At 39.3% G+C, this 23187-nt stretch carries 22 protein-coding genes and 1 other RNA gene; 16 read left to right on the top strand and 7 right to left on the bottom strand.

Annotation, left to right across the window (positions count from 1 at the left end; all coding sequences use genetic code 11):
- Position 1: 1 nt before the first annotated feature.
- From FKG96_RS14540 to FKG96_RS14525, 4 genes are all read left to right on the top strand, one after another.
- Positions 2 to 649: an SCO family protein gene (locus tag FKG96_RS14540; protein ID WP_013666607.1), complete on the top strand. Its 648-nt coding sequence runs from the start codon at positions 2 to 4 to the stop codon at positions 647 to 649.
- Entirely contained in the window at positions 639 to 1073 is a 435-nt protein-coding gene (locus FKG96_RS14535) for a cytochrome c (protein WP_149105693.1), read from the top strand. The genes FKG96_RS14540 and FKG96_RS14535 overlap by 11 nt, the downstream gene beginning before the upstream one ends.
- A gap of 127 nt (positions 1074 to 1200) precedes the next feature.
- Positions 1201 to 1582: RNase P RNA component class A (gene rnpB / locus FKG96_RS14530), an RNA gene on the top strand.
- Between the two features lie 47 nt (positions 1583 to 1629).
- Complete coding sequence (locus tag FKG96_RS14525; RefSeq protein WP_013666605.1) at positions 1630 to 3066, top strand: sigma-54 dependent transcriptional regulator; 1437 nt, start codon at positions 1630 to 1632, stop codon at positions 3064 to 3066.
- Positions 3067 to 3195: 129 nt separating this feature from the next.
- On the opposite strand, the gene FKG96_RS14520 is transcribed toward FKG96_RS14525, so the two are convergent.
- Positions 3196 to 3762: a YqgE/AlgH family protein gene (locus FKG96_RS14520; protein ID WP_013666604.1), complete on the bottom strand. Its 567-nt coding sequence runs from the start codon at positions 3760 to 3762 to the stop codon at positions 3196 to 3198.
- Positions 3763 to 4071: 309 nt separating this feature from the next.
- On the opposite strand from FKG96_RS14520, the gene pdxH reads away from it, so the two are divergent.
- The 7 genes from pdxH to FKG96_RS14485 all read left to right on the top strand — a co-directional run bounded on the left by pdxH (position 4072) and on the right by FKG96_RS14485 (position 11527).
- Positions 4072 to 4725 carry a pyridoxamine 5'-phosphate oxidase gene (gene pdxH / locus FKG96_RS14515; RefSeq protein ID WP_149105692.1) on the top strand — a complete coding sequence of 218 codons (654 nt, stop codon included), beginning with the start codon at positions 4072 to 4074 and terminating at the stop codon, positions 4723 to 4725.
- A gap of 7 nt (positions 4726 to 4732) precedes the next feature.
- On the top strand, positions 4733 to 5227 hold the full coding sequence (locus FKG96_RS14510) for an NADH-quinone oxidoreductase subunit C (RefSeq protein WP_149105691.1): 495 nt from the start codon (positions 4733 to 4735) through the stop codon (positions 5225 to 5227).
- 85 nt (positions 5228 to 5312) lie between these two features.
- Positions 5313 to 6461: an NADH-quinone oxidoreductase subunit D gene (locus tag FKG96_RS14505; RefSeq protein ID WP_013666601.1), complete on the top strand. Its 1149-nt coding sequence runs from the start codon at positions 5313 to 5315 to the stop codon at positions 6459 to 6461.
- A gap of 223 nt (positions 6462 to 6684) precedes the next feature.
- The gene (locus tag FKG96_RS14500) at positions 6685 to 7533 is read left to right on the top strand and encodes an HD domain-containing protein (protein WP_041387486.1); all 849 of its coding nucleotides are present in this window, start codon (positions 6685 to 6687) and stop codon (positions 7531 to 7533) included.
- A 325-nt stretch (positions 7534 to 7858) separates the two neighbouring features.
- Positions 7859 to 9049: an ADP-forming succinate--CoA ligase subunit beta gene (gene sucC, locus FKG96_RS14495; RefSeq protein ID WP_013666599.1), complete on the top strand. Its 1191-nt coding sequence runs from the start codon at positions 7859 to 7861 to the stop codon at positions 9047 to 9049.
- A 93-nt stretch (positions 9050 to 9142) separates the two neighbouring features.
- A complete protein-coding gene (asnS, locus tag FKG96_RS14490; protein ID WP_013666598.1) occupies positions 9143 to 10588 on the top strand; it encodes an asparagine--tRNA ligase in 1446 nt (481 codons plus the stop codon).
- Positions 10589 to 10906: 318 nt separating this feature from the next.
- Positions 10907 to 11527 (top strand): L-threonylcarbamoyladenylate synthase, encoded by a 621-nt coding sequence (locus FKG96_RS14485; RefSeq protein ID WP_041388377.1) that lies wholly within the window; start codon positions 10907 to 10909, stop codon positions 11525 to 11527.
- Between the two features lie 33 nt (positions 11528 to 11560).
- Here the strand turns inward: FKG96_RS14485 and FKG96_RS14480 are convergent, their stop codons facing one another.
- From FKG96_RS14480 to FKG96_RS14470, 3 genes are all read right to left on the bottom strand, one after another.
- The gene (locus tag FKG96_RS14480; RefSeq protein ID WP_149105690.1) at positions 11561 to 12568 is read right to left on the bottom strand and encodes an alpha/beta fold hydrolase; all 1008 of its coding nucleotides are present in this window, start codon (positions 12566 to 12568) and stop codon (positions 11561 to 11563) included.
- On the bottom strand, positions 12565 to 13200 hold the full coding sequence (locus FKG96_RS14475; protein WP_130857805.1) for a DUF1684 domain-containing protein: 636 nt from the start codon (positions 13198 to 13200) through the stop codon (positions 12565 to 12567). The genes FKG96_RS14480 and FKG96_RS14475 overlap by 4 nt, the downstream gene beginning before the upstream one ends.
- A gap of 237 nt (positions 13201 to 13437) precedes the next feature.
- The gene (locus tag FKG96_RS14470; RefSeq protein WP_149105689.1) at positions 13438 to 14265 is read right to left on the bottom strand and encodes an energy transducer TonB; all 828 of its coding nucleotides are present in this window, start codon (positions 14263 to 14265) and stop codon (positions 13438 to 13440) included.
- A gap of 246 nt (positions 14266 to 14511) precedes the next feature.
- Between FKG96_RS14470 and FKG96_RS14465 the strand changes: the two genes are divergently transcribed.
- Positions 14512 to 15825: a GDSL-type esterase/lipase family protein gene (locus tag FKG96_RS14465; protein ID WP_013666593.1), complete on the top strand. Its 1314-nt coding sequence runs from the start codon at positions 14512 to 14514 to the stop codon at positions 15823 to 15825.
- On the opposite strand, the gene FKG96_RS14460 is transcribed toward FKG96_RS14465, so the two are convergent.
- From FKG96_RS14460 to FKG96_RS14450, 3 genes are read right to left on the bottom strand one after another with little or no spacing between them, the layout of a single operon-like run.
- On the bottom strand, positions 15806 to 17479 hold the full coding sequence (locus FKG96_RS14460; protein ID WP_246860289.1) for an MBOAT family protein: 1674 nt from the start codon (positions 17477 to 17479) through the stop codon (positions 15806 to 15808). The genes FKG96_RS14465 and FKG96_RS14460 overlap by 20 nt on opposite strands.
- Positions 17466 to 18932, bottom strand: a complete 1467-nt coding sequence (locus FKG96_RS14455) for a hypothetical protein (protein ID WP_149105688.1) — start codon at positions 18930 to 18932, stop codon at positions 17466 to 17468. The genes FKG96_RS14460 and FKG96_RS14455 overlap by 14 nt, the downstream gene beginning before the upstream one ends.
- Before the next feature lie 16 nt (positions 18933 to 18948).
- On the bottom strand, positions 18949 to 19440 hold the full coding sequence (locus FKG96_RS14450) for a glucosaminidase domain-containing protein (RefSeq protein ID WP_013666590.1): 492 nt from the start codon (positions 19438 to 19440) through the stop codon (positions 18949 to 18951).
- Between the two features lie 366 nt (positions 19441 to 19806).
- Between FKG96_RS14450 and FKG96_RS14445 the strand changes: the two genes are divergently transcribed.
- From FKG96_RS14445 to FKG96_RS14430, 4 genes are all read left to right on the top strand, one after another.
- Entirely contained in the window at positions 19807 to 20082 is a 276-nt protein-coding gene (locus FKG96_RS14445) for a SelT/SelW/SelH family protein (RefSeq protein ID WP_149105687.1), read from the top strand.
- Between the two features lie 217 nt (positions 20083 to 20299).
- A complete protein-coding gene (locus FKG96_RS14440; protein WP_130857808.1) occupies positions 20300 to 21124 on the top strand; it encodes an SMP-30/gluconolactonase/LRE family protein in 825 nt (274 codons plus the stop codon).
- Positions 21125 to 21212: 88 nt separating this feature from the next.
- A complete protein-coding gene (locus FKG96_RS14435; protein ID WP_013666587.1) occupies positions 21213 to 22052 on the top strand; it encodes a S1 RNA-binding domain-containing protein in 840 nt (279 codons plus the stop codon).
- Entirely contained in the window at positions 22052 to 23179 is a 1128-nt protein-coding gene (locus tag FKG96_RS14430; RefSeq protein ID WP_130857809.1) for a peptidoglycan bridge formation glycyltransferase FemA/FemB family protein, read from the top strand. Before FKG96_RS14435 ends, FKG96_RS14430 begins: the two co-directional genes overlap by 1 nt.
- The last annotated feature ends 8 nt before the right edge of the window (positions 23180 to 23187 follow it).

The raw sequence follows: 23187 nt of genomic DNA, 5'->3' as shown, positions 1-23187 counted from the left end.
TATGAACAAGTATTTAATTTTTGTCCTTAGTTTACTCGTATGGGGGTGTGGTCAAAAAGGACAGCAACGTTTACCTATTCTTGGTGAACGGGAACCGGTGACGAAAGAAGTAGATGGAAAAACTGTAACGGATACGCTATATCAAACCATTCCTACATTTTCTTTTATTAATCAAGACAGTACGATCGTAACAGATAAAGATTTTGACAACAGCATATATGTAGCTGATTTCTTTTTCACCTCATGCCCCAGCATTTGTCCGGTGATGAGCAAAAACTTATTAAAGGTACTGAATAAGTATCAAGGAAATGAGGAAGTAAAAATTCTCTCACATAGTATTGACACAAAATATGATACGCCTTGGGTTTTAAAAAGATATGCCAATAAACTCGGTGTAAAAGGAAATCAATGGCAATTTGTGCATGGTACTCAGCGAGACATTTATGGCATTGCCGATAAGTATATGGTTTATGCAAAGGAAGACGCGCAAGCTCCGGGAGGCTTTGAACACCAGGGATGGCTTATTTTGGTTGACAAAGAAAAGCGAATACGTGGAGCTTATGACGGAACGGACGATAATCAAGTGGCCCAATTGATGCAGGACATGGATATATTACTAGGCGAGTATAAAGGTGGGCATGAGAAATAGCTTTTTATGGGCGGGCTTCTTGGTGGCCTTGATCGCTTCCGTCATGAATGCTTGTCAGGGGGAGCAAGAAATAAAAAAGGCGCAATTTTTCACGAATGGGAAATCCCTATTTGCCACAAAATGTGCAAATTGTCACGGATCAGAAGGTGAAGGTCTCGGCAATCTATATCCGCCCCTAACAGATACCACCTTCTTACATACGATGCGAAAGGAATTACCTTGTATCGTGAAATACGGTTTACACGAAGAACTAACCATTGAGAATCGGAAATTTGACACAGAAATGCCGGCCAACCCTACTTTAACAGATCAGGAAATCGCTTATATACTAACCTATGTTGGAAATTCTTTTGGCAATGACTTGGGATTTGTAAGCACGGAAGAAGTGGCTGTTCATTTAAAAAATTGCGCTGCGACAAATTAGGCATCACACCGGAGGAAGTACGAAAGAAATAGGCTGGATAGGTTCAAGATCGTAAATACAGCATGATTTTGTACTAAATACTGGTCAATCGATTTCTTATTTTGAGATTTTTATAGTAGGTTTGCATGGTGCAAGCCGTTCTATCGCCGCACTTTGTGAGGAGGAAAGTCCGGGCAATATAGAGCATCTCGCTTCCTAACGGGAAGGTCCCGGTTAAACCCGGGAACGGAAAGTGCCACAGAAAATAAACCGTCTCGATTGCTATCGAGATAAGGGTGAAAACGTGAGGTAAGAGCTCACGGCCTTGTATGGCGACATACATTGCGGTAAACCCCGGGAATTGAAAGACCAAATAGGTTCTGAACGTAGGGTTGCTCGCTCTCTTCGCCTTTTAGGCGGATTCAGAATGGGTAGGTCGTTAGACCTTACAAGTGATTGTAAGGCTAGATAAATGATAGAAGCTCAACTTCGGTTGAGGACAGAACCCGGCTTATAGGCTTGCTTTTTTTTAGAACTTAAACAGCATAAAATTGCGATTTTGACGCAATAGACACTTATGGCTAAAATATTAATCATTGATGATGAACGGGCGATTAGAAGCACGTTGCGGGAGATTTTAGAATACGAAGATTATCAGGTCACCGATGTTGATAATGGCCTCGATGGTCTCGAAATCATCAAAAGAGACAACATCAACCTGGTATTATGTGATATCAAAATGGGGAGAATGGACGGAATGGAAGTGCTTACAGAAGCACAATCTATTAAACCGGACCTTCCGTTTATTATGATATCGGGGCATGGTACGGTTGAAACAGCCGTTGAAGCGAGCAAAAAAGGGGCTTATGACTTTATATCGAAACCACCCGATTTAAACAGGCTGCTTATCACAGTAAGGAATGCACTGGAACGTGGAACGCTGGTCACCGAAACAAAAGTATTAAAACGCAGGGTAAGTAAAACCAGGGAGATACTTGGTGAATCAGAGGCTATTACGAAGATAAAAGAAACGATCGATCGTGTGGCACCAACAGATGCCCGAGTTCTGATTACCGGTGCCAATGGAAGCGGTAAAGAACTGGTGGCTAGATGGCTTCATGAAAAATCAAATCGAGCCAACTCTCCCCTGATTGAAGTGAATTGTGCGGCAATCCCCTCGGAATTAATCGAAAGTGAGTTATTCGGACATGAAAAAGGATCGTTTACATCTGCTGTTAAGCAACGGATCGGTAAATTTGAGCAAGCGGATCGAGGTACATTATTTTTGGATGAGATTGGTGATATGAGTTTATCTGCTCAGGCAAAAGTATTGCGAGCCTTGCAGGAAAATAAAATAACACGGGTGGGTGGCGATAAGGAAATCGAAGTAAATGTCCGTGTAATAGCGGCAACAAATAAAGATCTATTAAGGGAAATCGAATCAGGTAATTTCCGTATGGACCTTTACCACCGCCTAAGTGTCATCCTAATACACGTCCCTCCTCTTTCAGAGAGACGATCGGATATCCCCATCATTGCGGAACAGTTTTGTGAAGAAATCTGTACAGATTATGGCATGCCTATTAAAAAGATAACGAGCAGTGCTATTGATGCGTTAAAATCGCTTCCTTGGACCGGGAATATTCGTGAATTGAGAAATATGGTAGAGCGACTTATCATTTTAAGCGATAAATCGATTACCGACAAAGACGTGTATGCTTATGCCAATCCCGGCGGGCCTGTTTTGGAAAGCGCGGAAGTAACCACCAGCATAGGTAACGGTGCAACTATTTCGTCGCCGGAACCAAACCATCACGGAAGTATTAATGGATTAAATCATTTTGATCAATTCTCTTCTTTTCAAGAATATAAGGACTATGCGGAAAGAGAATATATCAAATACAAACTAGAAAATAATGCCTGGAATGTATCGAAAACAGCCGATGATATTGAAATTCAGCGCAGCCATCTCTATAGCAAAATCGAAAAATATGGCTTGAAGCGGGAGAATTGATTAGAGACGTAGGTAGCAGGACGTAGGTATAAAGTATCAAGACACCTGCCAACCGGCAGGCAGGTAAGTATCAGATTTCCTTTCCTGTGTCTCATGTCTTATGTCTTACTATCCTATGTCTTATAAAAACTAATTCCACATGGGGTTCTGAGGGAAACCTGCTACATGGGCATACCTTGGTCCTAAACTAATAACAGCCTCTTTCCATAAATTTTCTTCATCATTAACAAACACAATGTCGGGATCAAAGCTATTCCCTATCATCCACGTGTTTTCCTTCAGCTCTTTATTTAACTGACCACCTGACCAACCGGAGTATCCAATAAAAAACTTTATCTCGTCCAATCCTATGGCACGATCGTTTATCAGTAGCTTCAACGCCTCAAAATTTCCACCCCAAAATAAATTTTCTTTTATTTCGATGCCACTGTTTAAACGATCATAACATTTGTGAATGAATTGTATACTATCTTGCCCCACAGGCCCACCTACGAACAGTTGATATTCAGCGTTTGGCATATCGGACATTACATCCTTCAATAAAAGCGAGCTGGGTTGGTTTAATACCAAACCTACCGATCCGTCTTCGTCACTATGTTCACACAATAAAACAACAGAGCGCTGAAAATTTGGATCTAGCATGAAAGGTTCGGAAAGTAATAAACTACCTTGTTGCGGATTGAAATTGCTAAGCATGAGAAATAAATTTCTATTCGTAAAATCAATATAATCCTATCAAATATAGGGCCGAAATTTAGCTTTGAGGTATTAGATGTTAGCTGTTAGATTTTAGGTGTTAGCTTTTAGGTATTAGGTGTCTATTGGTGTCCGATGTCTTATGAGTTGCCTGCCAGTAGGCAGGTGTCTCTTATCCCCTGGTTTGATACATATCTTATATTGGCATTCCATTTTCCCTCATCTAATTCTCATATAAAAGAAAGTTTATGTATGTTTAGGTGAATAAATGGCTACGTTTTTTTTAAGTTTGTAAAAGAACTATAAGCTATGGATAAGGAATTACATATTGAAGATATTAGAACGGATTATAGACTGGCATCCTTAACTGAAGATAGCATTGACAAAGACCCCATTCGCCAATTTGAGCAATGGTTTGAACAGGCTATCAACGCCCAAGTAATAGAGGTCAATGCTATGACACTAGCAACAGTAGATGCTGATGGTTCACCTAGCGCTCGTATCGTATTGCTGAAAGATATTGAAGATGGTGCCTTCGTTTTCTACACCAACTATAATAGTCAAAAAGCCAAAGAGATCGCCACTCATCCGATGGTCTCCCTTGTGTTTTTTTGGCCGGATCTACAAAGACAGGTGCGTATCAAGGGAACCGTAGAAAAAGTGGATAAAGCCAGTTCGGAAGCTTATTTCCATAGTAGACCGGTCGGCAGTCAATTGGGAGCCTGGGCTTCGCCTCAAAGCGATGTTATTCCGAGCAGAGTATTCCTGGAAGAAAATCTTAAAGAGGTTTCCGAAAAATATAAAAACCAGGTTGTACCAAAACCTCCACACTGGGGCGGCTATAAGGTAACACCTTCTACAATAGAATTCTGGCAAGGTAGAACAAACCGGTTACACGACCGAATTCTATACAGCAAAAATACCTCGAGTGCGGGATGGGCGATTAATCGTTTAGCACCTTGATAAACAAATGGATCTTACGAAAATAAAAAACATACTCACGTCCCGCTTCGGCAATGAATGTATTGTGGACGAAGAATTGCAAGGATTACAACCTGCTTTGGTGATTCATCGGGACTTTCTGCGGGCTGTCTGTAAAGAACTCAAAGAGAACCAGGACACTTGGTTCGACTTTCTATCCTGCATTTCAGGAGTCGACTATGGCGTTAATGAGGGCTTCGGTGTTGTATATCATCTTGCGTCAATTCCTTATAAAACGCAGTTAACGCTAAAGGTAAAATTGGATAACCTTCGTGAAAGATCGACATTGCCTTCGATTGACAGCGTTAGCACAATTTGGCGTACAGCTGATTGGCACGAAAGAGAAGCATATGACTTGGTAGGTATTTTCTTTAATGACCATCCCGATTTAAGACGTATTCTACTGCCTGACGATTGGAGTGGGTATCCGCTACGGAAAGATTACCAAGACGCGGAAAGCTACCATGGCATTCCAATAAATTGAATCAAAAAATTTAACCTTCTTTCGAAACAACAAATTAGTGAATAATACGGATATACAAGCTGCTTTAAACGCTTACGAAAAAAGAATGTCTGAATTAGGCCCGGAGGAAATGATTATTAACATCGGCCCCCAACACCCGTCTACACATGGCGTTCTACGTTTGGAAGTTATTTCAGATGGTGAAATTGTTAAGGAGGTTGTTCCCCACATGGGTTACCTTCATCGTTGCTTTGAAAAACATGCCGAGTCGATGAATTATGGAAAAACCATTCCTTTTACCGATCGCATGGACTACTTAGCTTCTATGAATAATAGTCATGCTTTTGTAATGGGCGTCGAAAGGATGCTTGGTTTAGACAAGGAGATTCCTAAACGAATTGAATATATCCGTGTTTTGGTCTGCGAATTAAACAGGATTGCATCGCACCTGATTGCAATTGGCACCTATGGCATTGACATTGGCGCCTTCACTCCTTTTATGTGGTGTTTTAGAGACCGCGAGCATATTATGAATATGCTGGAATGGGCATCAGGATCAAGGATGCTCTACAATTATATTTGGATCGGCGGGTTGTTTTACGACTTACCTGTCGGTTTTGAAGAAAGATGCAAAGAATTTGTTCACTATTTTAAACCAAAATTAGTTGAACTGGATGAGCTTTTAACAAACAATCAGATCTTTATCTCACGCACCGCTAATATTGGCGCTTTGCCGCTGGAAGTAGCAATCAATTATGGTTGCTCAGGACCAATGCTCCGTGCTTCAGGCTTAAAATGGGATCTTAGGAGAGTAGACGAGTATTCGGTATATCCGGAGATCGATTTTGATATTCCCATTGGAAAAGGTGAAATGGGCAAGAAAGGCGACTGCTGGGATCGATATAAAGTGAGGGTTGATGAAATCGTTGAGTCGGTTAAGATTATTGAACAATGTCTGGAAAGATTACAGAAAGATTTAAAAAGAACACCTGATTTTGATCCCCGTGGCTTAGTCCCTAAAAAAGTATCTCCAAAAGCGCAAGACTATTATGTAAGGGCTGAAAATCCCAAGGGAGAGCTCGGCTTCTATTTTATAACCGATGGCAAGTTGGACATTCCGAGACGTGTAAAAGCCAGGGGGCCTAGTTTTAATAATTTATCTGTTCTACCGGAGCTATCAAAAAACATTCTCATCGCCGACCTTATTGCCATATTAGGATCTATTGACATCGTTTTGGGCGAAGTTGATCGATAGCAGTTGGAAACAAGAATCAGGGCAAAGGTATGAGGTATCAGGATTTATATCCTATGTCTAACTTCTATGTCCTATGTCAAGTATCGAGTATCAAGACTTTCTATCCTATGTCTTACTTCCTATGTCCTATGTCTTATATCCTATATCCTAAATTAACGACTTGATTATACTAAAAATATTAGTATATTTGTCAATCATAAATAGTTTTTTTAGCATCGAAAAAATGGAAGTGATTGACAAAATCTATGGGAATATCAAGGTATCGCCGCTTAAAGAGGAATTATTGAAAACAGACGTTTTGCAACGGTTGAACTTCATTCATCAAAGTGGTGCCATCTTCCTTATAAATCCCCAAGCACACCATAAACGGTTGGAACATTCCATTGGTGTTATGTATCTGATTCAATTATTGGGAGGATCGGAATTGGAGCAAGTGGCAGGTTTGTTACATGATTTATCTCATACGGCCTTTTCCCATGTGGGCGATTATGTTATGGAAGATGATACGGAAAGTTACCATGAACGTTTATTCGAAACTGTTTTAACACAATCGGATATCCCTCAAATTCTGAAGAAACATGGCTATCAAGTGGAAGACCTATTAGATACTAAATTTGATATTTTAGAACAGCCCCTTCCCTATCTATGTGCTGATCGCATAGACTATACGCTACGGGATGCCCATCAGTATGGCATGATAAAACGTCAGGAAGCCATCCACTTTATCAAACATTTACAAGTAAGAGATAATAAGATTATTGTTATTGGTGATGAACAAGCGCTATGGATCAACAGCTTGTCAAAAAAGGTCAATGAAGAAATTTACAATTATCCTTTATACGTTTATACGAATCAGCAACTCGCAAACCTTATAAAAAAATATTTACAAGATGGCCGTTTAATCCTAAGCGATTTACTCCAAAACGACACTTTTTTATTGAACAAGATTAGAAGCCATTATGACGGAGTGGAAGCTATTAAGGCAATAAAAACAGCAACAGGCTACAAAAACTTTCTAAAGAAACCGGAGTCCGTTAAAATTAAAAAACGTTATATTGATGCTTTTTTGTAAGAAAAGTAAAAAGTCAAAATTAAAAAGTCAAAAGCCTGCCGTAAGCTTTAAGCAGTAAGCTTTAAGCTTGACGATTCAACTACTCCATCACTCAATCTACACTTCAAGTTCCTTACAACCGGCAACGCAAAAAAATTATTTATCGCTCATCATCACATTGGCTCATCCGCTAATTTGTCACATCGGCTAATTTAAAATCTTACTTACTCAACAACTCCACCACTCAACCACTCCTCTACTCCACAATTAAACTTCCATTTTAGCCCGTTATTCCATTGTTATATACAATATAAAATACTATTTTTACAGCAAAATTCTTTAAATAATGAACATTCACGAATATCAAGGTAAAGCTATACTGAAGAGTTTCGGAGTTCGCATTCAGGAAGGTATCGTTGCCGATAACCCTGAACAAGCGGTAGAAGCTGCGAAAAAGTTAAAACAAGATTATAATTCTGATTGGGTTGTGGTAAAAGCACAGATCCACGCAGGAGGCCGCGGAAAGGGCGGCGGTGTTAAACTTGCAAAGAATATCGATGAGGTTAGAGAAAAAGCTAAAGAAATCATCGGTATGCAACTAGTAACTCCTCAAACTGGTCCTGCCGGAAAAAAGGTAAATAAAGTACTTATCGCACAAGATGTTTACTATCCGGGAGCTAGCGAAACCAAGGAATTCTATATGAGTGTTTTGTTGGATAGATCACGCGGACGCAACATTATCATGTATTCTACTGAAGGTGGTATGGATATTGAGGAAGTAGCTGAAAAGACACCTCATCTTATTCAAAAAGAAGAAATAGACCCTTCCATTGGACTTCAAGGATTTCAAGCAAGAAAAATTGCTTTCAATCTGGGACTAAGCGGTGCGGCTTTTAAAGATATGACTAAATTTGTAGCAGCTCTTTACAAAGCTTACGAAGCGACAGACTCTTCTCAATTCGAAATCAACCCGGTTTTAAAAACTTCCGATGACAAAATATTAGCAGTTGATGCTAAAGTCAATTTGGATGAAAATGCATTATACCGTCACGCTGATTATGCTGAATTGCGTGATTTATCAGAAGAAGATCCGACAGAAGTAGAAGCCGGACGCTCCAATTTGAATTACGTTAAACTTGATGGAAATGTCGGTTGTATGGTAAACGGTGCCGGTTTGGCAATGGCTACCATGGATATTATTAAAATTGCCGGTGGAGAACCTGCGAACTTTTTAGATGTTGGTGGTACTGCCAACGCTGAAACAGTCAAAGCCGGATTCAATATTATTTTAAAAGATCCTAATGTAAAGGCTATTCTCATCAATATTTTCGGAGGCATCGTTCGTTGCGACCGTGTAGCTCAGGGCGTCATTGATGCTTATCAGGAAATTGGCAATATTCCTGTGCCTATTATTGTTCGTTTACAGGGCACGAATGCAGAAGAAGCTAAAAAACTTATTGACGAATCAGGACTTGAGGTATTCTCAGCAATTCAGCTGAAGGAAGCGGCTGATTTAGTAACTAAAGTACTTTCTTAGTGCTTGGTTACTGACAACGTATTTCATATGATAAACCTCCGGAAGCGATTTCGGAGGTTTATTGTTAAAGTACCTATTATTTGAATTAGAAACATGATACACACAAGGATAAAAGAACTTTTAAACAGCACAGATTTTGGAAAAACGGTTATTGTAAAGGGATGGATTAAAACCTTTAGAAACAATCAATTTTTGGCTATTAACGATGGTTCTTGTTTAGGTAATATTCAGGTTGTTATAGATTATGAAAACACGGACGAGCGTACATTAAAGCGTCTTACGACAGGGGCGGCCGTCTCAGTAGAAGGTGTTTTGATCGAATCGCTTGGAAAAGGACAACGCGTAGAAGTGAAAGCAAGCCAAATAAGCATCCTAGGTGATAGCGATCCCGAAAAGTTTCCGCTACAGCCTAAAAAACACAGTTTAGAGTTTCTTCGGGAAATCGCTCATCTCCGTTTCAGAACCAATACCTTTAATGCTGTTTTTAAGGTCAGAAATGCCCTGTCCTTTGCTGTTCATCGTTTTTTTAACGAGCGAGGTTTTGTCTATATTCATACCCCTATTATTACCGGATCAGATGCTGAAGGAGCTGGTGAGATGTTCAAAGTTACTACCTTAGATCTTGATAATCCACCACGTAACGACGATGGATCAATCAATTTCAAAGAAGATTTCTTCGGAAAGTCGACCAATCTTACCGTCTCCGGACAATTGGAAGGTGAACTAGCTGCCTTGGCTTTCGGAAACATTTACACCTTTGGTCCTACTTTTCGGGCAGAAAATTCAAACACGACAAGACACCTTGCTGAATTTTGGATGATAGAACCGGAGATGGCCTTTTATGAGCTTAAAGACAACATGGATTTGGCAGAAGAATTACTAAAGCATGTAATTCGTTATGCTTTAGACACTTGCAGCGAAGAGTTGGAATTTTTGAAAAATCGTCTGCAGGAAGAAGAAAAATCAAAACCACAGACGGAGCGTTCCGAGCTCGATTTACTTGCTAAATTGAACTTCTGTTTAGATAATGATTTTGAGCGACTTACCTATACAGAGGCAATTGATATATTGAGACGCTCCAAACCCAATCAGAAAAAACAATTTAAGTATTTAATAGAAGAATGGGGAGCTGACCTTCAATCAGAGCACGAGAGGTATTTAGTGGAAAAGCATTTCAAGAAACCGGTTATTCTCACTGATTATCCGGCAGACATCAAAGCTTTCTATATGCGAATGAACGAGCCGGACGAACAAGGAAGGAAGACCGTAAGAGCTATGGACATTCTATTCCCTGGAATTGGAGAAATTGTTGGCGGTTCACAACGGGAGGAAAGATACGATCTGCTGGTAAACAGAATGAAAGAAATGCATATCCCAATAGAGGATATGAATTGGTTTTTGGATACCCGCCGATTCGGATCTGTACCTCATTCCGGTTTTGGTTTAGGCTTTGAAAGGCTGGTGCTGTTTGTAACAGGCATGACCAATATACGGGATGTAATTCCTTTCCCAAGAACACCAAATAACGCAGAATTTTAGACAGTTAGTTATTTACACGTTATAAGTTACTGCGAAATCCAACTTATAACGTGTATTTTAATTTTCCTGGGCCCCGACATTAAAACTTTTTTCTTCAACGGAGGTTATATATTCATGTTGAGTAGTTAAGTAGTTGAATGGTTGAGTCGTTGATTAGCCAATGTGACAATGGCATAGACTGTGTAGGCTTAAAGCTTATGCTTATAGCTTAAAGCTTACTGCCTATAGCTTATGGCTGAAAGTAACGGTAGTAGTAGCAGTAGCACCTACTGGCAGGTACGCTTTCGACTTTTTAATTTTGAATTTTTACTTTTTAATATGCTTATAAGAATATATCCCGAAAACCCGAACGAACGTGCGATAGAGCAAGTTGTTGCCGTGCTTAAAAAAGGTGGGATTATTATTTATCCTACAGATACCGTCTATGGTATTGGATGCGATATAACGAATCAAAAGGCGATTGAAACGCTCTGTCGGATTAGAGGAATCAAGCCGGAAAAAGCAAATCTATCTTTCATCTGTTATGATTTAACGGATATCGCTCAATACACCAAGCCCATCGATACAGCGACCTTTCGATTGCTTAAGAAATCCTTACCCGGTCCTTTTACCTATATCTTCAATGCAAGTAATCAAGTTCCTAAATTGATGAGTTCAAACAAGAAAACCGTCGGTATACGGGTACCCGACAATAACATCGCCAGGGAAATTGTAAGGCAATTGGGAAATCCAATCGTTTCGGCTTCTATTCATGATGAGGATGAAATTTTAGAATATTCAACTGATCCTGAACTTATCCATGAAAAATTCCAAAATTTAGTAGATTTGGTCATTGATGGCGGTTATGGCGGCAACGAAGCTTCAACTGTGGTTGATTGTACTTCGGGCGAGTTTGATGTCATCCGGCAAGGAAAGGGCGATTTAAGCGTCTATTTATAGTATAAGTACCTGCTTTCTTCTTCCGCTTTACTATTACTTTGCAAGAAATTCTATTAAAGGATCAATAAACCGATCGTAAGCTTCTATATGCGGTAAATGTCCTATCCCCTCTAGTTCAACTAAAGTTGCGTCTTTAATAACTTTTGAGGTTTTTTTGCCAAGTTCGGGATAGTTGCCGAGATTTTGTTGGGCCTCCTTCGGTGCTTTTGCTTTTCCAAGAGCTGTGCGATCTCTTTGTCCGATAATCAGAAGAGTAGATGCTTTTATATTTGCAAATTCATAACATACCGGTTGGGTAAAAATCATATCGTACAGTAAGGCAGAATTCCAAGCTAAACGTGGATAATCGATGTTGTTTGTAACGCCTGCAAGCATGTCAACCCAAGGGTCGTATTCCTTCTTCCATTTGTTATCATAATAAAATTGTAATTGATAAGCTTTTATGCGCTCATAATTTTGCTTTAATTCGCCGTGGTACCATTCTTCTATACTTATATATGGAACAACCGTTTTCCAGTCTTCTAAACCAATTGGATTCTCCAATATCAGCTTGTCAACCAAATCGGGATACATAAGTGTAAACCTAGTAGCCAACATTCCTCCCATGGAATGACCCAATAAAAAGATTTTAGAGATGCCAAGACTATCTAAAAGAGCCTTGGTGTTTTTTGCAAGTAGTTGAAAACTGTATTGTATCCGTTGAGGCTTGGATGACTTTCCAAAGCCTATTTGATCCGGAATTACTACACGATATCCATTATCGGCCAACGTCTTTGCTGTTTGTTCCCAATACGCACCGTTAAAGTTCTTTCCGTGTAGCAGTACTACAACTTTGCCATTAGCCTGTGCAGGTTTTATATCCATATACTCCATACGCAGTTGCTCCCCCTGATTAACAAGCGAAATGTAGTGCTCAGCAAAGGGGTAAGTAATCCCTTCTAAATTTAGCCCTACGTCCACTTGTCTATGCTGGGCATGGACAGAGCTAGTGCCTATCAATAAAAAAAGAAGGGTAATACGATAGAAATTATTTACAGTCATTTTAGAGTTTCTTTTTTCTTATGCGTTCCCACAAACCTTTTTTCACCGGCTTTTATCGGAATTAAAAGCGCATTTTCTGACGGTGGAATCGGACAATTATACCCTTCACTATAAGCACAATAAGGGTTATAAGCTAAATTAAAATCGATCGTTAGCTGATTGCCCTTAATGTCACTTCGCTTTAAATCCAGATACCTTCCGCCTCCGTATGTCTCCTCATCATTTGTAGGATCGGTAAATGGGAGAAAAAGGTAATCGGCATACTTCGGATTATCCATTAAAGCCACACTTTTAAACAACGTGAGTTTTACTGGCGTACCATTGATTTTAAAATGAGCTTCAGCAAAACGTAAATACTTTTTCTCCTTACCGCTATAGGTGGGTATAATAAACGGTTGGTCATCATAGATAAAAGTAAGCACCGCAGTCACTTTGTATAAACTGTCCGGTCCAAAAAAACGGAGATCCTTCAAATCCTTCTCCTTCAAAGGGGCATGTTCATCTGTCAGAAAAGCTTGTTTATAAACTTCTCTTTGCGCCAAGGTCTGTTCAGTGTAGTTCTGCGCTAAAGCATTCGTTACAAAGAAAGATAAAACCACTGCAAAAAAATAGGTAGCAAAGCCTTTATTCATTTTTCAATTTATGTATCACAAACCTAGTCAAAATCTTTTTATTAACCAGCGATTATGTTGGCATTAGCCATAGGGCTTTAGGCTATAAGCGGTAAGCCGTAAGCTTTAGGCTATAAGCAGTAAGCTTTAAGCTTGTGCTACTGCTGACTGCTAATGCAACTAGCTCACTTTGCCGGTTATTACATCGGCAAATTAGCTCATCGGCTAATTTAAAATATTCCCTACCCAACTACTCTACTACTCCCGTATCTGCAAAGCGATAGGTAATTGATATCGAACACGCACAGGTCGTCCATTTTGAATCCCCGGTTTCCATTTAGGTGCTTGTTTCAATAGTCTAACCGCTTCCGGTCCAGTGCCAAATCCTAAGTCCTTCAATACCTGTATATCAGTAAGGGAACCATCCTTCTCTACAATAAAACTTAAAAATAATTTTCCATTAATACCGTGAGATTTAGCCTCTTCAGGAAATTTGTAATTTCTAGCCACGTATTCCATAAATGCTTTTATCCCACCCGGAAATGTAGGGCTTACTTCTACATTTACAAAAACTGCTTGGGTCTCCCCTCCTTCTGTGATGGCGGTCATTTCATCTATAGCTCCTACTTTTGTATCGATAGTTATTGCTGCAGTTGGATCGCCAGTAATCATTGTCGGTCCGGGATTGGCGCTTTTTAACATTTCCATAGTGGGAGGTTCTCCCGCCGCTTGCGTATGTGGTACCACTTTAGGTGCCGTCATTTTTACCTGGTCTGTCCGCGAACGCCGTTGGGATTCTCTCGGCAACAGAGGTACAACTTCCACCTTTTTTTCGAGCGGTACCTCCTGTAAAACCAATTCGTCATTATCTGAAATCAATTGAAAGGTGGCGTCCTTTTTAAAATGAGCAATTCCGACAACAACGCCTACTGTTATTAAGAAAGATAAGATGCCAAATAGCAGCGCTTTCGACAGATCGTGATGTGCCTTCTTACGAATTACGTAAGCACCATATAACTTATTTCTGCCTTCAAAAACAAGATCTAACCAAGAACCTGTCAGGATACTTAATTTAGGGTTTAACATAGCTTGAGCGATTAAATTCGACAATTTACATTTATCTATAAGATCACTGTAATGACAGTTTTCCATAAGTAGTTTTAAGCAGACAAACACTTATACCTGAAAATCAATAGATTATATTTACTATTTTTTTATACCTTTGTCAAAATTTTTAATAAAACTCTTTTTGCATTTGCTTAAGGCGCATACCAAAAGAACGAAAGATAACGTTTAAGGTATAGTGAAAAGACAAGACAAGAAGTAGCATAAATGAACTATATATTATTTTTATATCTTCTATCGATTTCGGCAGGAGCAATTGAGACTGCAAATCAGCCAAGAGCGAACAAGATATCAACCACCACCATTCATAATTTAGTTTTAAAAAGGTTACCAACCCAACGATATAATGAATCCTTTAATTTCATCAACCCTGCAAAGGATACCATTACAAATGTCGAAGGTTTATCTTCGTTTTATCAGAAACTCCTAGCCTTGAGGGCTGGCCAAAGACATCGTGTCAATATTGTACAAATCGGCGATTCCCATATACAGCCGGATATTATTTCTCGAGAAGTACGGGCGGGGCTACAGGATTTTTTTGGTGATGCCGGACGAGGTTTGGTTTTTCCTTATCAAGTCGCTCGGACCAACGGTCCACTGGATATTACCAGTTCAACTTCTACCCGGTGGTTACCAAGTAAAATAAGTCATCAACGTACACCGGCGGCTAGTGGCATCTCCGGATTTGGCTTAAGAAAAATCCATAGTCAGGGCTTGATTAGGTTGTCACTAAAACCTGACTTACAGGCAAAACAACAATCTTTTGACTATATTAAACTCTTCGTGAGTCAAGGATCATGGAATATTCGTGCCATAGGTAACGATGCGAATACCTACACCATTGATCAATCGACGCCAGACGGCTTAGAAACCAAGGAAATCTTACTGAAGGACTTTGCTACGGGCTTTAATATAAGCCCCTTAGCATCGACTCCCAGCTTCTTCGGTGCTTCACTGGAGAAGCGAAATAATCCGGGTGTGCTATTTCATACCATCGGTGTAAATGGCGCACGCTACGAGCAATACAATAAGGAACCTTTATTTTGGAAGCAGCTTCCTGCGCTAAATGCCGATCTATATATCTTATCCATGGGAACGAATGAGGCTTTTTACAATGGAATGACGGAAGAAATTTACATTAATCAAGTTGCTGAAACCGTAGCCAAAATACAAACGATCGACCCACGCGCGTCCATACTTATTACAACAACGGCTGAATCATTCAAGAATGGCCGTAGTAATCCCATGATTGAACGACTCAATTTGGCCTTAAAATTTTATTGTAACAAAATGGGCATTCCCCTTTGGGATTTGTTTGACATTACCGGGGGGGCAGGTTCTTCCCTTGCTTGGTTGAAAAATAATTTATTGCAAGCTGATAAAATTCATTATCAGCAAAAAGCATATAGCATGCAAGGAGCTCTTCTGTTCGATGCAATGGCTAAAGGTTATAATGAGTACCTTTCGACCGCATCGGAACCTTCTCTGTCTAAATTAGCGACTAAAACTGCAGATAGATAGGCATAACCGGTTCTGCGGATTTGAAGAGGCCATACAATATTAAAAAGCAAAAGAAAACGATCAGGTAGGTTACCAATGAGATAGGGCCGAATCCCTCCACAACCTCATCTGCAAAATTATCAGGGATAAAGTGAATACTTAAGGCCAGCAACATCATCGCCAAAACGGTTTTATAGTTAGCGTAAAAGCCTTGCCAGACGTCGAAACTAACTTCATTAGCGATTTTTGAAATCATAACTACTGATGTGTCATAATCAGGAGCCTTAAAGAATATCCAGCAAAAGCATACCAAATGAAAGGTAACAAGTACTGCCAGCGTTTGATAGAGCCAAGTATTCTTTAGCCCGTCCATCCATTTTCCCGTTATCAGCATCCAAATCTTATGTAAAGCCAAAGCTAAGCCATGTAAGGCTCCCCAAATTAAGAAGTTAAAGCTTGCTCCATGCCAGAATCCGCCCAACAACATCGTGGTTAATAAGTTCATATTGGCTGCTACACCAGACATTTTCCATTTTATTAAGCCGGAGATCAGTAATACGATTGAAATACCTGCACATAAAATGCCGGCGTACTGATTGTTTAGGCCTAATAGATGTTTGCTACCAAAAAATACAGCAACGAAAAACAATAGACAGAATAAATAGGTGCTAAAAGTGCTTTTCCTGTTGCCACCCAAAGGAATATACAAATAATCGCGTAACCAGGACGAGAGTGAAATATGCCATCGTCTCCAGAACTCTGTTATATCGCTACTTTGGTAAGGAGACAGAAAATTAGGCGGAATACTGAAGCCAAGCCACTTAGCAATTCCAATTGCAATATCGCTATAGCCGCTGAAATCACAATAAATAACGATAGCATATCCATAAACGGCAAAGAGATTCTCCAGTCCGGTATAACGGGACGGGTCATCAAAGACATAGTCGACAAAATTCAGGGTAATATAATCCGAAATGATTAACTTTTTTATTAAGCCCGAAATGATCAAATAAAAACCTTTAGCAAAATCTTCATCCCGTAAAAAATAAGGCTTATTTATTTGTGGCACAAAATCGTGCGCCCTTACGATCGGGCCCATCATTAACTTTGGAAAAAAAGACAAAAACAACAGATATTCACTGAATTTCTTTGCAGGCTTAAAATCCCTTCGATATACATCGATGTTATAACTGAGGTTCTCAAAAGTATAGAAAGAGATTCCAATAGGCAATAAAATATTCAATGCACTAAAGTCAGTATGAAAGAATTGGTTGCTAATGGATAAGAAAAAATTCGTATACTTAAAGTAAAACAACAATCCTAAATTGAAAAAAATGCAGCAGACAAGCAAGGAAAGCCGATACCGGCGACTTCGGCGTTTATAAATCGCATGTGAAAGCCAATAATTGACAATTGCAGAAATGACAACTAAGCTAACGAAATAGCCACTTGCTTTATAAAAGAAGTAAAGCGAGAAGCCACAAAAAATATAACGGCGAATGGCATAACGATTTCTAAAAATGTAATATAGTATAATAAATAGCGCAAAGAAAAAAACAAAGAAACCATTGTTAAAGAGCAAGGGATTTTTCGGATCATACAGAAACGATTTTGCAAGCGCAGAAAAATCAATTTCAATGGGCGCTAATTTCCAATCCATATTAATCAGTTCCATTTAAATTTGTGTTTTCAGATTTCTTCACTTGCTTATTAATTGCCTCAAATAGATGCTTCGCCAACAATTTAGCGCCCAACGCATTGGGATGCACGTAATCTTTATTCGCTAAACTGGGATTTTGCGTAGCCCAATTTACCATCGAATTTTTGCCTCCCATTGCTGCATATAGACTAAAGAAAGCACAATCCGTTTGTTTCGCCAGTGCGGCCTGTTCCTTGATAAGTGCTTCAATACCTACCGCTGACTGATAGCCCTCGGGATACCTAAAAGCACGGTCGCCAGTTCCTACGATAAGCACATCGGCCTTAGAAAAACATGCCTTCATTTTTTTAACAACCGGAATCGCTGCTCGCTTGTACCAAGTAAAATTGGTGTCATCCGGCTTATATAAGACGTTTACACCGTACTGAAAAATAATTAAATCATAAGGGTTTTGCTCGTTGATTTCCTTGAGCAAATCTGCATTAATCTTCCCTAATTCCAAACCTGAAATGCCTCTAAATGAAAAGTTGTCTACGATAACACCTTGATCTGATTCGAAGCTCAAGCCAAATAGTGGGAGTTTCCGGTCAGCAGAGGAAACAACAATGGATTTATCTTTATTATGGGCTACGAGTGTACGGTTAAATAGTGATGTCCGTTCCAGCATCATCGTTTTTTTATTAACAACCACCGATGCGCTGTCTGTTGCCGGTCCGTGTAACAGATACTTACCTAGCACTATTGAGGTATCTTTACTGGTATTATCTTTGATTTTAACCCAATCGTTTCCAGATGAAAAAAACACATGGCCGGAAATAAATAAATCTTGCTTTTTAGTATTTTTAAAGTTGAAATCCCTCCAGTTAGCGGAAGACGACGCGATAGCCGTGCGTCTAAATTGGGCAACCTGCGATGCTATAGGAACAAAACCGACACCACTTCCCCCATAAGCCTGTTGCAGTAAACTTCTTAACGTTTGGGATAACAAGTCGCCTTCAATCATACTGTCACCTAAATAAGCGATTCTCACCTTCGTCTTTTTGCCATTTTTCAAGGCAATGAGTTTTTTTATAAATCGTGATAAGGCAACACTTTCGGAGTCTATGTTAAAGGAAATAATGTCAGATTGATTCAGGTTTAGGGGAAGTGCTTCGGCAGACACAATTACCTTTTCCTTGGAGCTATCACTTGCGGTCATAAATGCTTCATCTATTGAAGCATTTGAATGCATTGTAAGGGAGTCATTCTTTTTCTCGTCGTTGTTTTGCTTCACCTTCTTGCTTCCTGACGTGTATCTATTTTGGTGAAGCGCAACATTCTCTCGTGGCTTTACAATTACATCGGAAATTAAATTAATACGATCAAAGGGTTCCCACTTTTTACGATAGGCAATATTGATATATGAAAATACTAGATAAAGAAGTAGGCTAAAGAAAATAAACTGAAATACACGTTTATTAGCATTCATAAAGACATCTAATATATCATAAGTTATATCTTGAGATGGTCTTTAGAATACGTGTTTTCCATGTTTGAGGATGGGTGGAATATCCTGATTTACTTATAGCATCGACCCACTTGGAGGCATCGTCCGTACCTTTTAATCGGGAATAAAAATACTTACCGGAAATCAGTTTACAAAAATGTATAAATGACCCCATTGCGGAACTATATTGTCTGTATCGACTTTTGATACCGTGCGTTTGCTTTAGTTTATTAGAGCCTACGATACCAAAATGATTATGCAATAATTTAGAATTCCTACTTTGCCCGTTTCCGGACTCCAGGATAGCAATACCTAAAATTACCGACGAAGGTATCCCGTAAGCTTTTGAAAGCGAATCTGCTATCGATTTATGATTGTTTATATATTTTGTTTGCGCAAAACTTATATTTACACAACCTAAGTACAAAAGTGCCAGAAATAAAACTTTAGATCCGACTGAACGTATTGTTCGAATGTTTTTTCCTATCATATTTCTATTTTAAGAATACACAATCGTTCTTTACATTTACAATGCGACTAAGTTAGTTCAGCATTTTCCCCCGCTAGTAAGAACATTCCACTCTAATTCAGCTACCTTTCTCAGAGATTGTGCGAAAATAAGTGTTTAATTTTTCTTTTGAAACACAAATCAACTAACTCACTGATTATAAGACATATAAAAAAAACAAACCAGTTGTAGTTATTAAACACTAACATATCATTAACTCTATTTTTTTGATTTTATTATATTCGTTCGAAAAAATCTCATCAAGACGAGTGGATTAGGGGTCAGTCGTATCATCCTTATGTTTAATAGATACCCCATATAGAAGATTAATTGAAAATAAAAAAATATATGAAACCTAGGATAATCATCGAATATTGCCCTAAATGTGGGTGGCTTTTGCGTGCGGCTTATATGGCTCAGGAAATTCTTACCACCTTCACCGAAGACCTCGAGGGTGTACTTCTAAAACCGAGTGTTGTCAGTGGACGCTATACAATACGAATTGACGATCAGGAAATTTTCGACCGCAAGCGGGCAGGTGGTTTCCCTGAGGTGAAATCGCTGAAACAAGTCATTCGGGATCATGTTAATCCGGGTAAAGATCTAGGGCATTCAGATCGTTGAGAATGTTGAGTGGTTAAATTGTTGATTAGCCAATGAGCCGATTAGCCGATTAGCCAATGTGACAATGTGACAATGGCGTGGACCCTGCGAGCTTAAAGCATACCGCGTATAGCTTAAGGCTTACTATAAAACCGAAAGCTGGTTGCTGAAAACTGACCATTGCACACCGATTTAAATTTTACTAAGTTTGTTAAACGATTACCAACAATAAATTGTGATGATAAAGACCTTATTTAGCTTCGTATACTTTCTTTCAGTCAGTTCTTACTTACTAGCTCAACCTGCTTTAAAGAAACTATGGCAAACAGATCATCTGGACGTTCCTGAATCTGTTTTGATTGCAGAAGAAAGTAACACCCTGTATGCAAGCTTAATAGGCCCCGGCAATCACACAGCAACAGACGGCAATGGGTCCATCGCAAAATTAGATCGTAACGGAAAAATTATAAATGCGCAATGGATTACCGGCCTCAATTCACCTAAAGGATTAGGCGAATTTAAAGACAAACTTTATGTGGCAGATTTAAAAGAACTGGTAATTATCGACATACCCGACAATAAAGTGTTAAAAAAAATTGAAATCCCCCAAGTTGGTATGCTAAACGATATTACAATCGATCCACACGGAATCGTCTATGTATCCGATTCAAAGGGTGGAAAAATTTACTGCTATAAGAATGGCAAAGTTGAAGTTTTTCTGGACGGTCTCGTAAACCCCAATGGCCTCTTTGCGGCAGACAACGGTTTATATTTTTTAGATAGCGGTTCGCTTTTCTATTTAAATAAAAACAAACAAGCCGATAAAATTGCAGAGGGAATGGAAAAATCTACTGACGGCTTGCAAAAAGACGGCGACAACTTTTTGGTGAGCGCATGGATTGGTGTCCTCTACTATGTCACGAAAGATGGAAAAGTAACTACACTTCTTGATACTAAAGCCGAAAAAATGAATACAGCAGACTTCGCTTTTGATCGCGCGTCGCGCCAGCTGTATCTTCCTACTTTCTTTAAGAATCACATTATCGCCTACCAGGTTCAATAAATTGACGGGGCCGGTGAAGGTAGCACGTAAAGCTTCGGCCTAAAGCTAAATTTAGTACCTTTGCGATCTAAAGGCTAAAGAATTGGACATGATCAAGGTTGGAAAACTAAATACGCTTAAAATTGTAGGCTCTGACAATTTACAATATACACTCTCGGATGACGAATCGAACATCGTCTCCTTACCCCACACAAACACCTTATCACCGATTTCCAAAGATGCGGAGGAAATTACGGTATTTGTATATACCAATAAACAAGGGGCATTAACCGCAACTACCAAGAAACCTTATGCAGAAGTAGGCGATTATGCCTTATTAAAGGTCGTCGCCGAAGCTCCAAATGGTGTATTTATGGATCTGGGCATTGAAAAGGACCTCTTCGTCCCAAAAAAAGAACAAAGATGGCCTATGGTTAAGGGAAAAAGTTATCTTATTCACATTTATCTAGATCCATTGAACAACCACATGGTGGGTTCTTCAAGATTGAACAAATACATTGATAGAGATGAACTTAGTGTCGAAGTTGGAGATGAGGTGGAGTTGATTATCTCAGAAGAAACAGATTTGGGATATAATGCAATTATAAATAATCGGCATATAGGGCTCTTATATGCGAATGAAGTGTTTGAAAATCTCCGTATCGGAAATAAACGAAAGGGCTGGATTAAAAAAATATACCCCGATGGAAAAATAGACTTATCCTTACAACCTTTGGGGTATGAACATATTCTTAATAGCAGAGAGATGATTATCGATTTGCTGAAAAAACGAAATGGACGTATACCGCTAGGAGACAAAAGTTCGCCGGAAGAAGTATATAAGATTCTTAAGATAAGTAAAAAAACCTTCAAAAAAGCTATTGGTGCTCTTTATAAAGAACGGCTGATCGAGATCAGTGATGAGGAAATAAAAGAAACAAAACAATAATGGTATTCGGACTGGAGAAAAAAGAAATCAAGCACGTTTATAAAACCTCAATCATTCAGCAGACAGCATTTTGGTCAGAAGTAAAACAACAACAAGGGATCGCTAGTTTAGCTATTAACTTCAAAGTGAATAAACCATCTATTTTCAATGGTTCACCCACCGGAAAATCAGCCTATATAGAAACAGACGTCCTTATTTTACTTCAACATATCGATAATGAGCATACAATTGCTTATATTCCCTATGGGCCTGAAATTGAGCCTCACGAAGAAAACCAAGGAAAATTTCTGGAAGAATTTTCTGAATCATTACGTTCTTATTTGCCGAAGAATTGCATTACGATACGTTACGATCTTGCCTGGCAATCGCAATGGGCAACAGACCCGGAACATTTCGATAAGTATGGTAATTGGAATGGTCCTCCGGAAAAGAGATATCAAGAATTTAGGTTAAACATTAGTACACAACACTGGAATCTCAAAAAGTCTAATTCAGACATTTTGCCATCAAATACAATATTTCTTGACCTCAGAAAAGAACCGAAGGCGCTGCTGGCGGCCATGAAGCCAAAAACCCGTTACAATATTAATCTGTCTGGTAGAAAGGGTGTGCATATTCGAGAAGTAGGTTTAGATAAACTTGATGTATGGTATGCTTTATATCGGGAAACTGCAATCAGAAATAATATTCATCTGAACAGTATTGAATATTTTCGTTCTGTGTTGAAGGCTAGGGCCGAAAATAGTGCATCCCCTGCCGAAGTGCAACTTTTGGTAGCAGAAGTAGATGGGATACCCCTAGCGGCCATGTTTTTAGTTCTTAGTAACAAGCGCGGAACTTATCTGTATGGTGCGTCATCGTCTATCAAACGGAACTATATGGCCACCTATGCACTACAATGGAGGGCTATGCAAATTGCCAAAAGCAGGGGTTGTGAAGAATATGACTTTTTCGGTGTATCACCACGACCCGATCCCGCGCATCCGATGTATGGCCTCTTCAAGTTCAAATCGGGTTTTGGAGGTAACCTACATCACCGAATGGGGTGCTGGGATTATCCACTGGATCAAGATAGGTATATACTGTTTAAAGCATCCGAAATGAAGAGCCAGGGATACCACCTTTAAGCTGTACC

The organism is Olivibacter sp. LS-1 (genome assembly GCF_008245145.1).
GTDB classification, from domain to species: domain Bacteria; phylum Bacteroidota; class Bacteroidia; order Sphingobacteriales; family Sphingobacteriaceae; genus Olivibacter; species Olivibacter oleidegradans.
This window is presented reverse-complemented; position numbering and strand designations above follow the sequence as displayed.

Excerpts from the sequence above, each read along its gene's own strand:
- FKG96_RS14475 (WP_130857805.1), bottom strand. The coding sequence starts at position 13,200 with ATGAATAAAGGCTTTGCTACCTATTTTTTTGCAGTGGTTTTATCTTTC.
- FKG96_RS14440 (WP_130857808.1), top strand. The coding sequence starts at position 20,300 with ATGATAAAGACCTTATTTAGCTTCGTATACTTTCTTTCAGTCAGTTCT.
- asnS (WP_013666598.1), top strand. The coding sequence starts at position 9,143 with ATGATACACACAAGGATAAAAGAACTTTTAAACAGCACAGATTTTGGA.
- FKG96_RS14510 (WP_149105691.1), top strand. The coding sequence starts at position 4,733 with ATGGATCTTACGAAAATAAAAAACATACTCACGTCCCGCTTCGGCAAT.
- FKG96_RS14465 (WP_013666593.1), top strand. The coding sequence starts at position 14,512 with ATGAACTATATATTATTTTTATATCTTCTATCGATTTCGGCAGGAGCA.
- pdxH (WP_149105692.1), top strand. The coding sequence starts at position 4,072 with ATGGATAAGGAATTACATATTGAAGATATTAGAACGGATTATAGACTG.
- FKG96_RS14445 (WP_149105687.1), top strand. The coding sequence starts at position 19,807 with ATGAAACCTAGGATAATCATCGAATATTGCCCTAAATGTGGGTGGCTT.
- FKG96_RS14460 (WP_246860289.1), bottom strand. The coding sequence starts at position 17,479 with ATGGAACTGATTAATATGGATTGGAAATTAGCGCCCATTGAAATTGAT.
- FKG96_RS14520 (WP_013666604.1), bottom strand. The coding sequence starts at position 3,762 with ATGCTTAGCAATTTCAATCCGCAACAAGGTAGTTTATTACTTTCCGAA.
- FKG96_RS14500 (WP_041387486.1), top strand. The coding sequence starts at position 6,685 with ATGGAAGTGATTGACAAAATCTATGGGAATATCAAGGTATCGCCGCTT.
- FKG96_RS14540 (WP_013666607.1), top strand. The coding sequence starts at position 2 with ATGAACAAGTATTTAATTTTTGTCCTTAGTTTACTCGTATGGGGGTGT.
- FKG96_RS14470 (WP_149105689.1), bottom strand. The coding sequence starts at position 14,265 with ATGTTAAACCCTAAATTAAGTATCCTGACAGGTTCTTGGTTAGATCTT.
- FKG96_RS14505 (WP_013666601.1), top strand. The coding sequence starts at position 5,313 with ATGTCTGAATTAGGCCCGGAGGAAATGATTATTAACATCGGCCCCCAA.
- FKG96_RS14435 (WP_013666587.1), top strand. The coding sequence starts at position 21,213 with ATGATCAAGGTTGGAAAACTAAATACGCTTAAAATTGTAGGCTCTGAC.
- FKG96_RS14430 (WP_130857809.1), top strand. The coding sequence starts at position 22,052 with ATGGTATTCGGACTGGAGAAAAAAGAAATCAAGCACGTTTATAAAACC.
- FKG96_RS14480 (WP_149105690.1), bottom strand. The coding sequence starts at position 12,568 with ATGACTGTAAATAATTTCTATCGTATTACCCTTCTTTTTTTATTGATA.
- FKG96_RS14450 (WP_013666590.1), bottom strand. The coding sequence starts at position 19,440 with ATGATAGGAAAAAACATTCGAACAATACGTTCAGTCGGATCTAAAGTT.
- sucC (WP_013666599.1), top strand. The coding sequence starts at position 7,859 with ATGAACATTCACGAATATCAAGGTAAAGCTATACTGAAGAGTTTCGGA.
- FKG96_RS14455 (WP_149105688.1), bottom strand. The coding sequence starts at position 18,932 with ATGAATGCTAATAAACGTGTATTTCAGTTTATTTTCTTTAGCCTACTT.
- FKG96_RS14535 (WP_149105693.1), top strand. The coding sequence starts at position 639 with ATGAGAAATAGCTTTTTATGGGCGGGCTTCTTGGTGGCCTTGATCGCT.
- FKG96_RS14485 (WP_041388377.1), top strand. The coding sequence starts at position 10,907 with ATGCTTATAAGAATATATCCCGAAAACCCGAACGAACGTGCGATAGAG.
- FKG96_RS14525 (WP_013666605.1), top strand. The coding sequence starts at position 1,630 with ATGGCTAAAATATTAATCATTGATGATGAACGGGCGATTAGAAGCACG.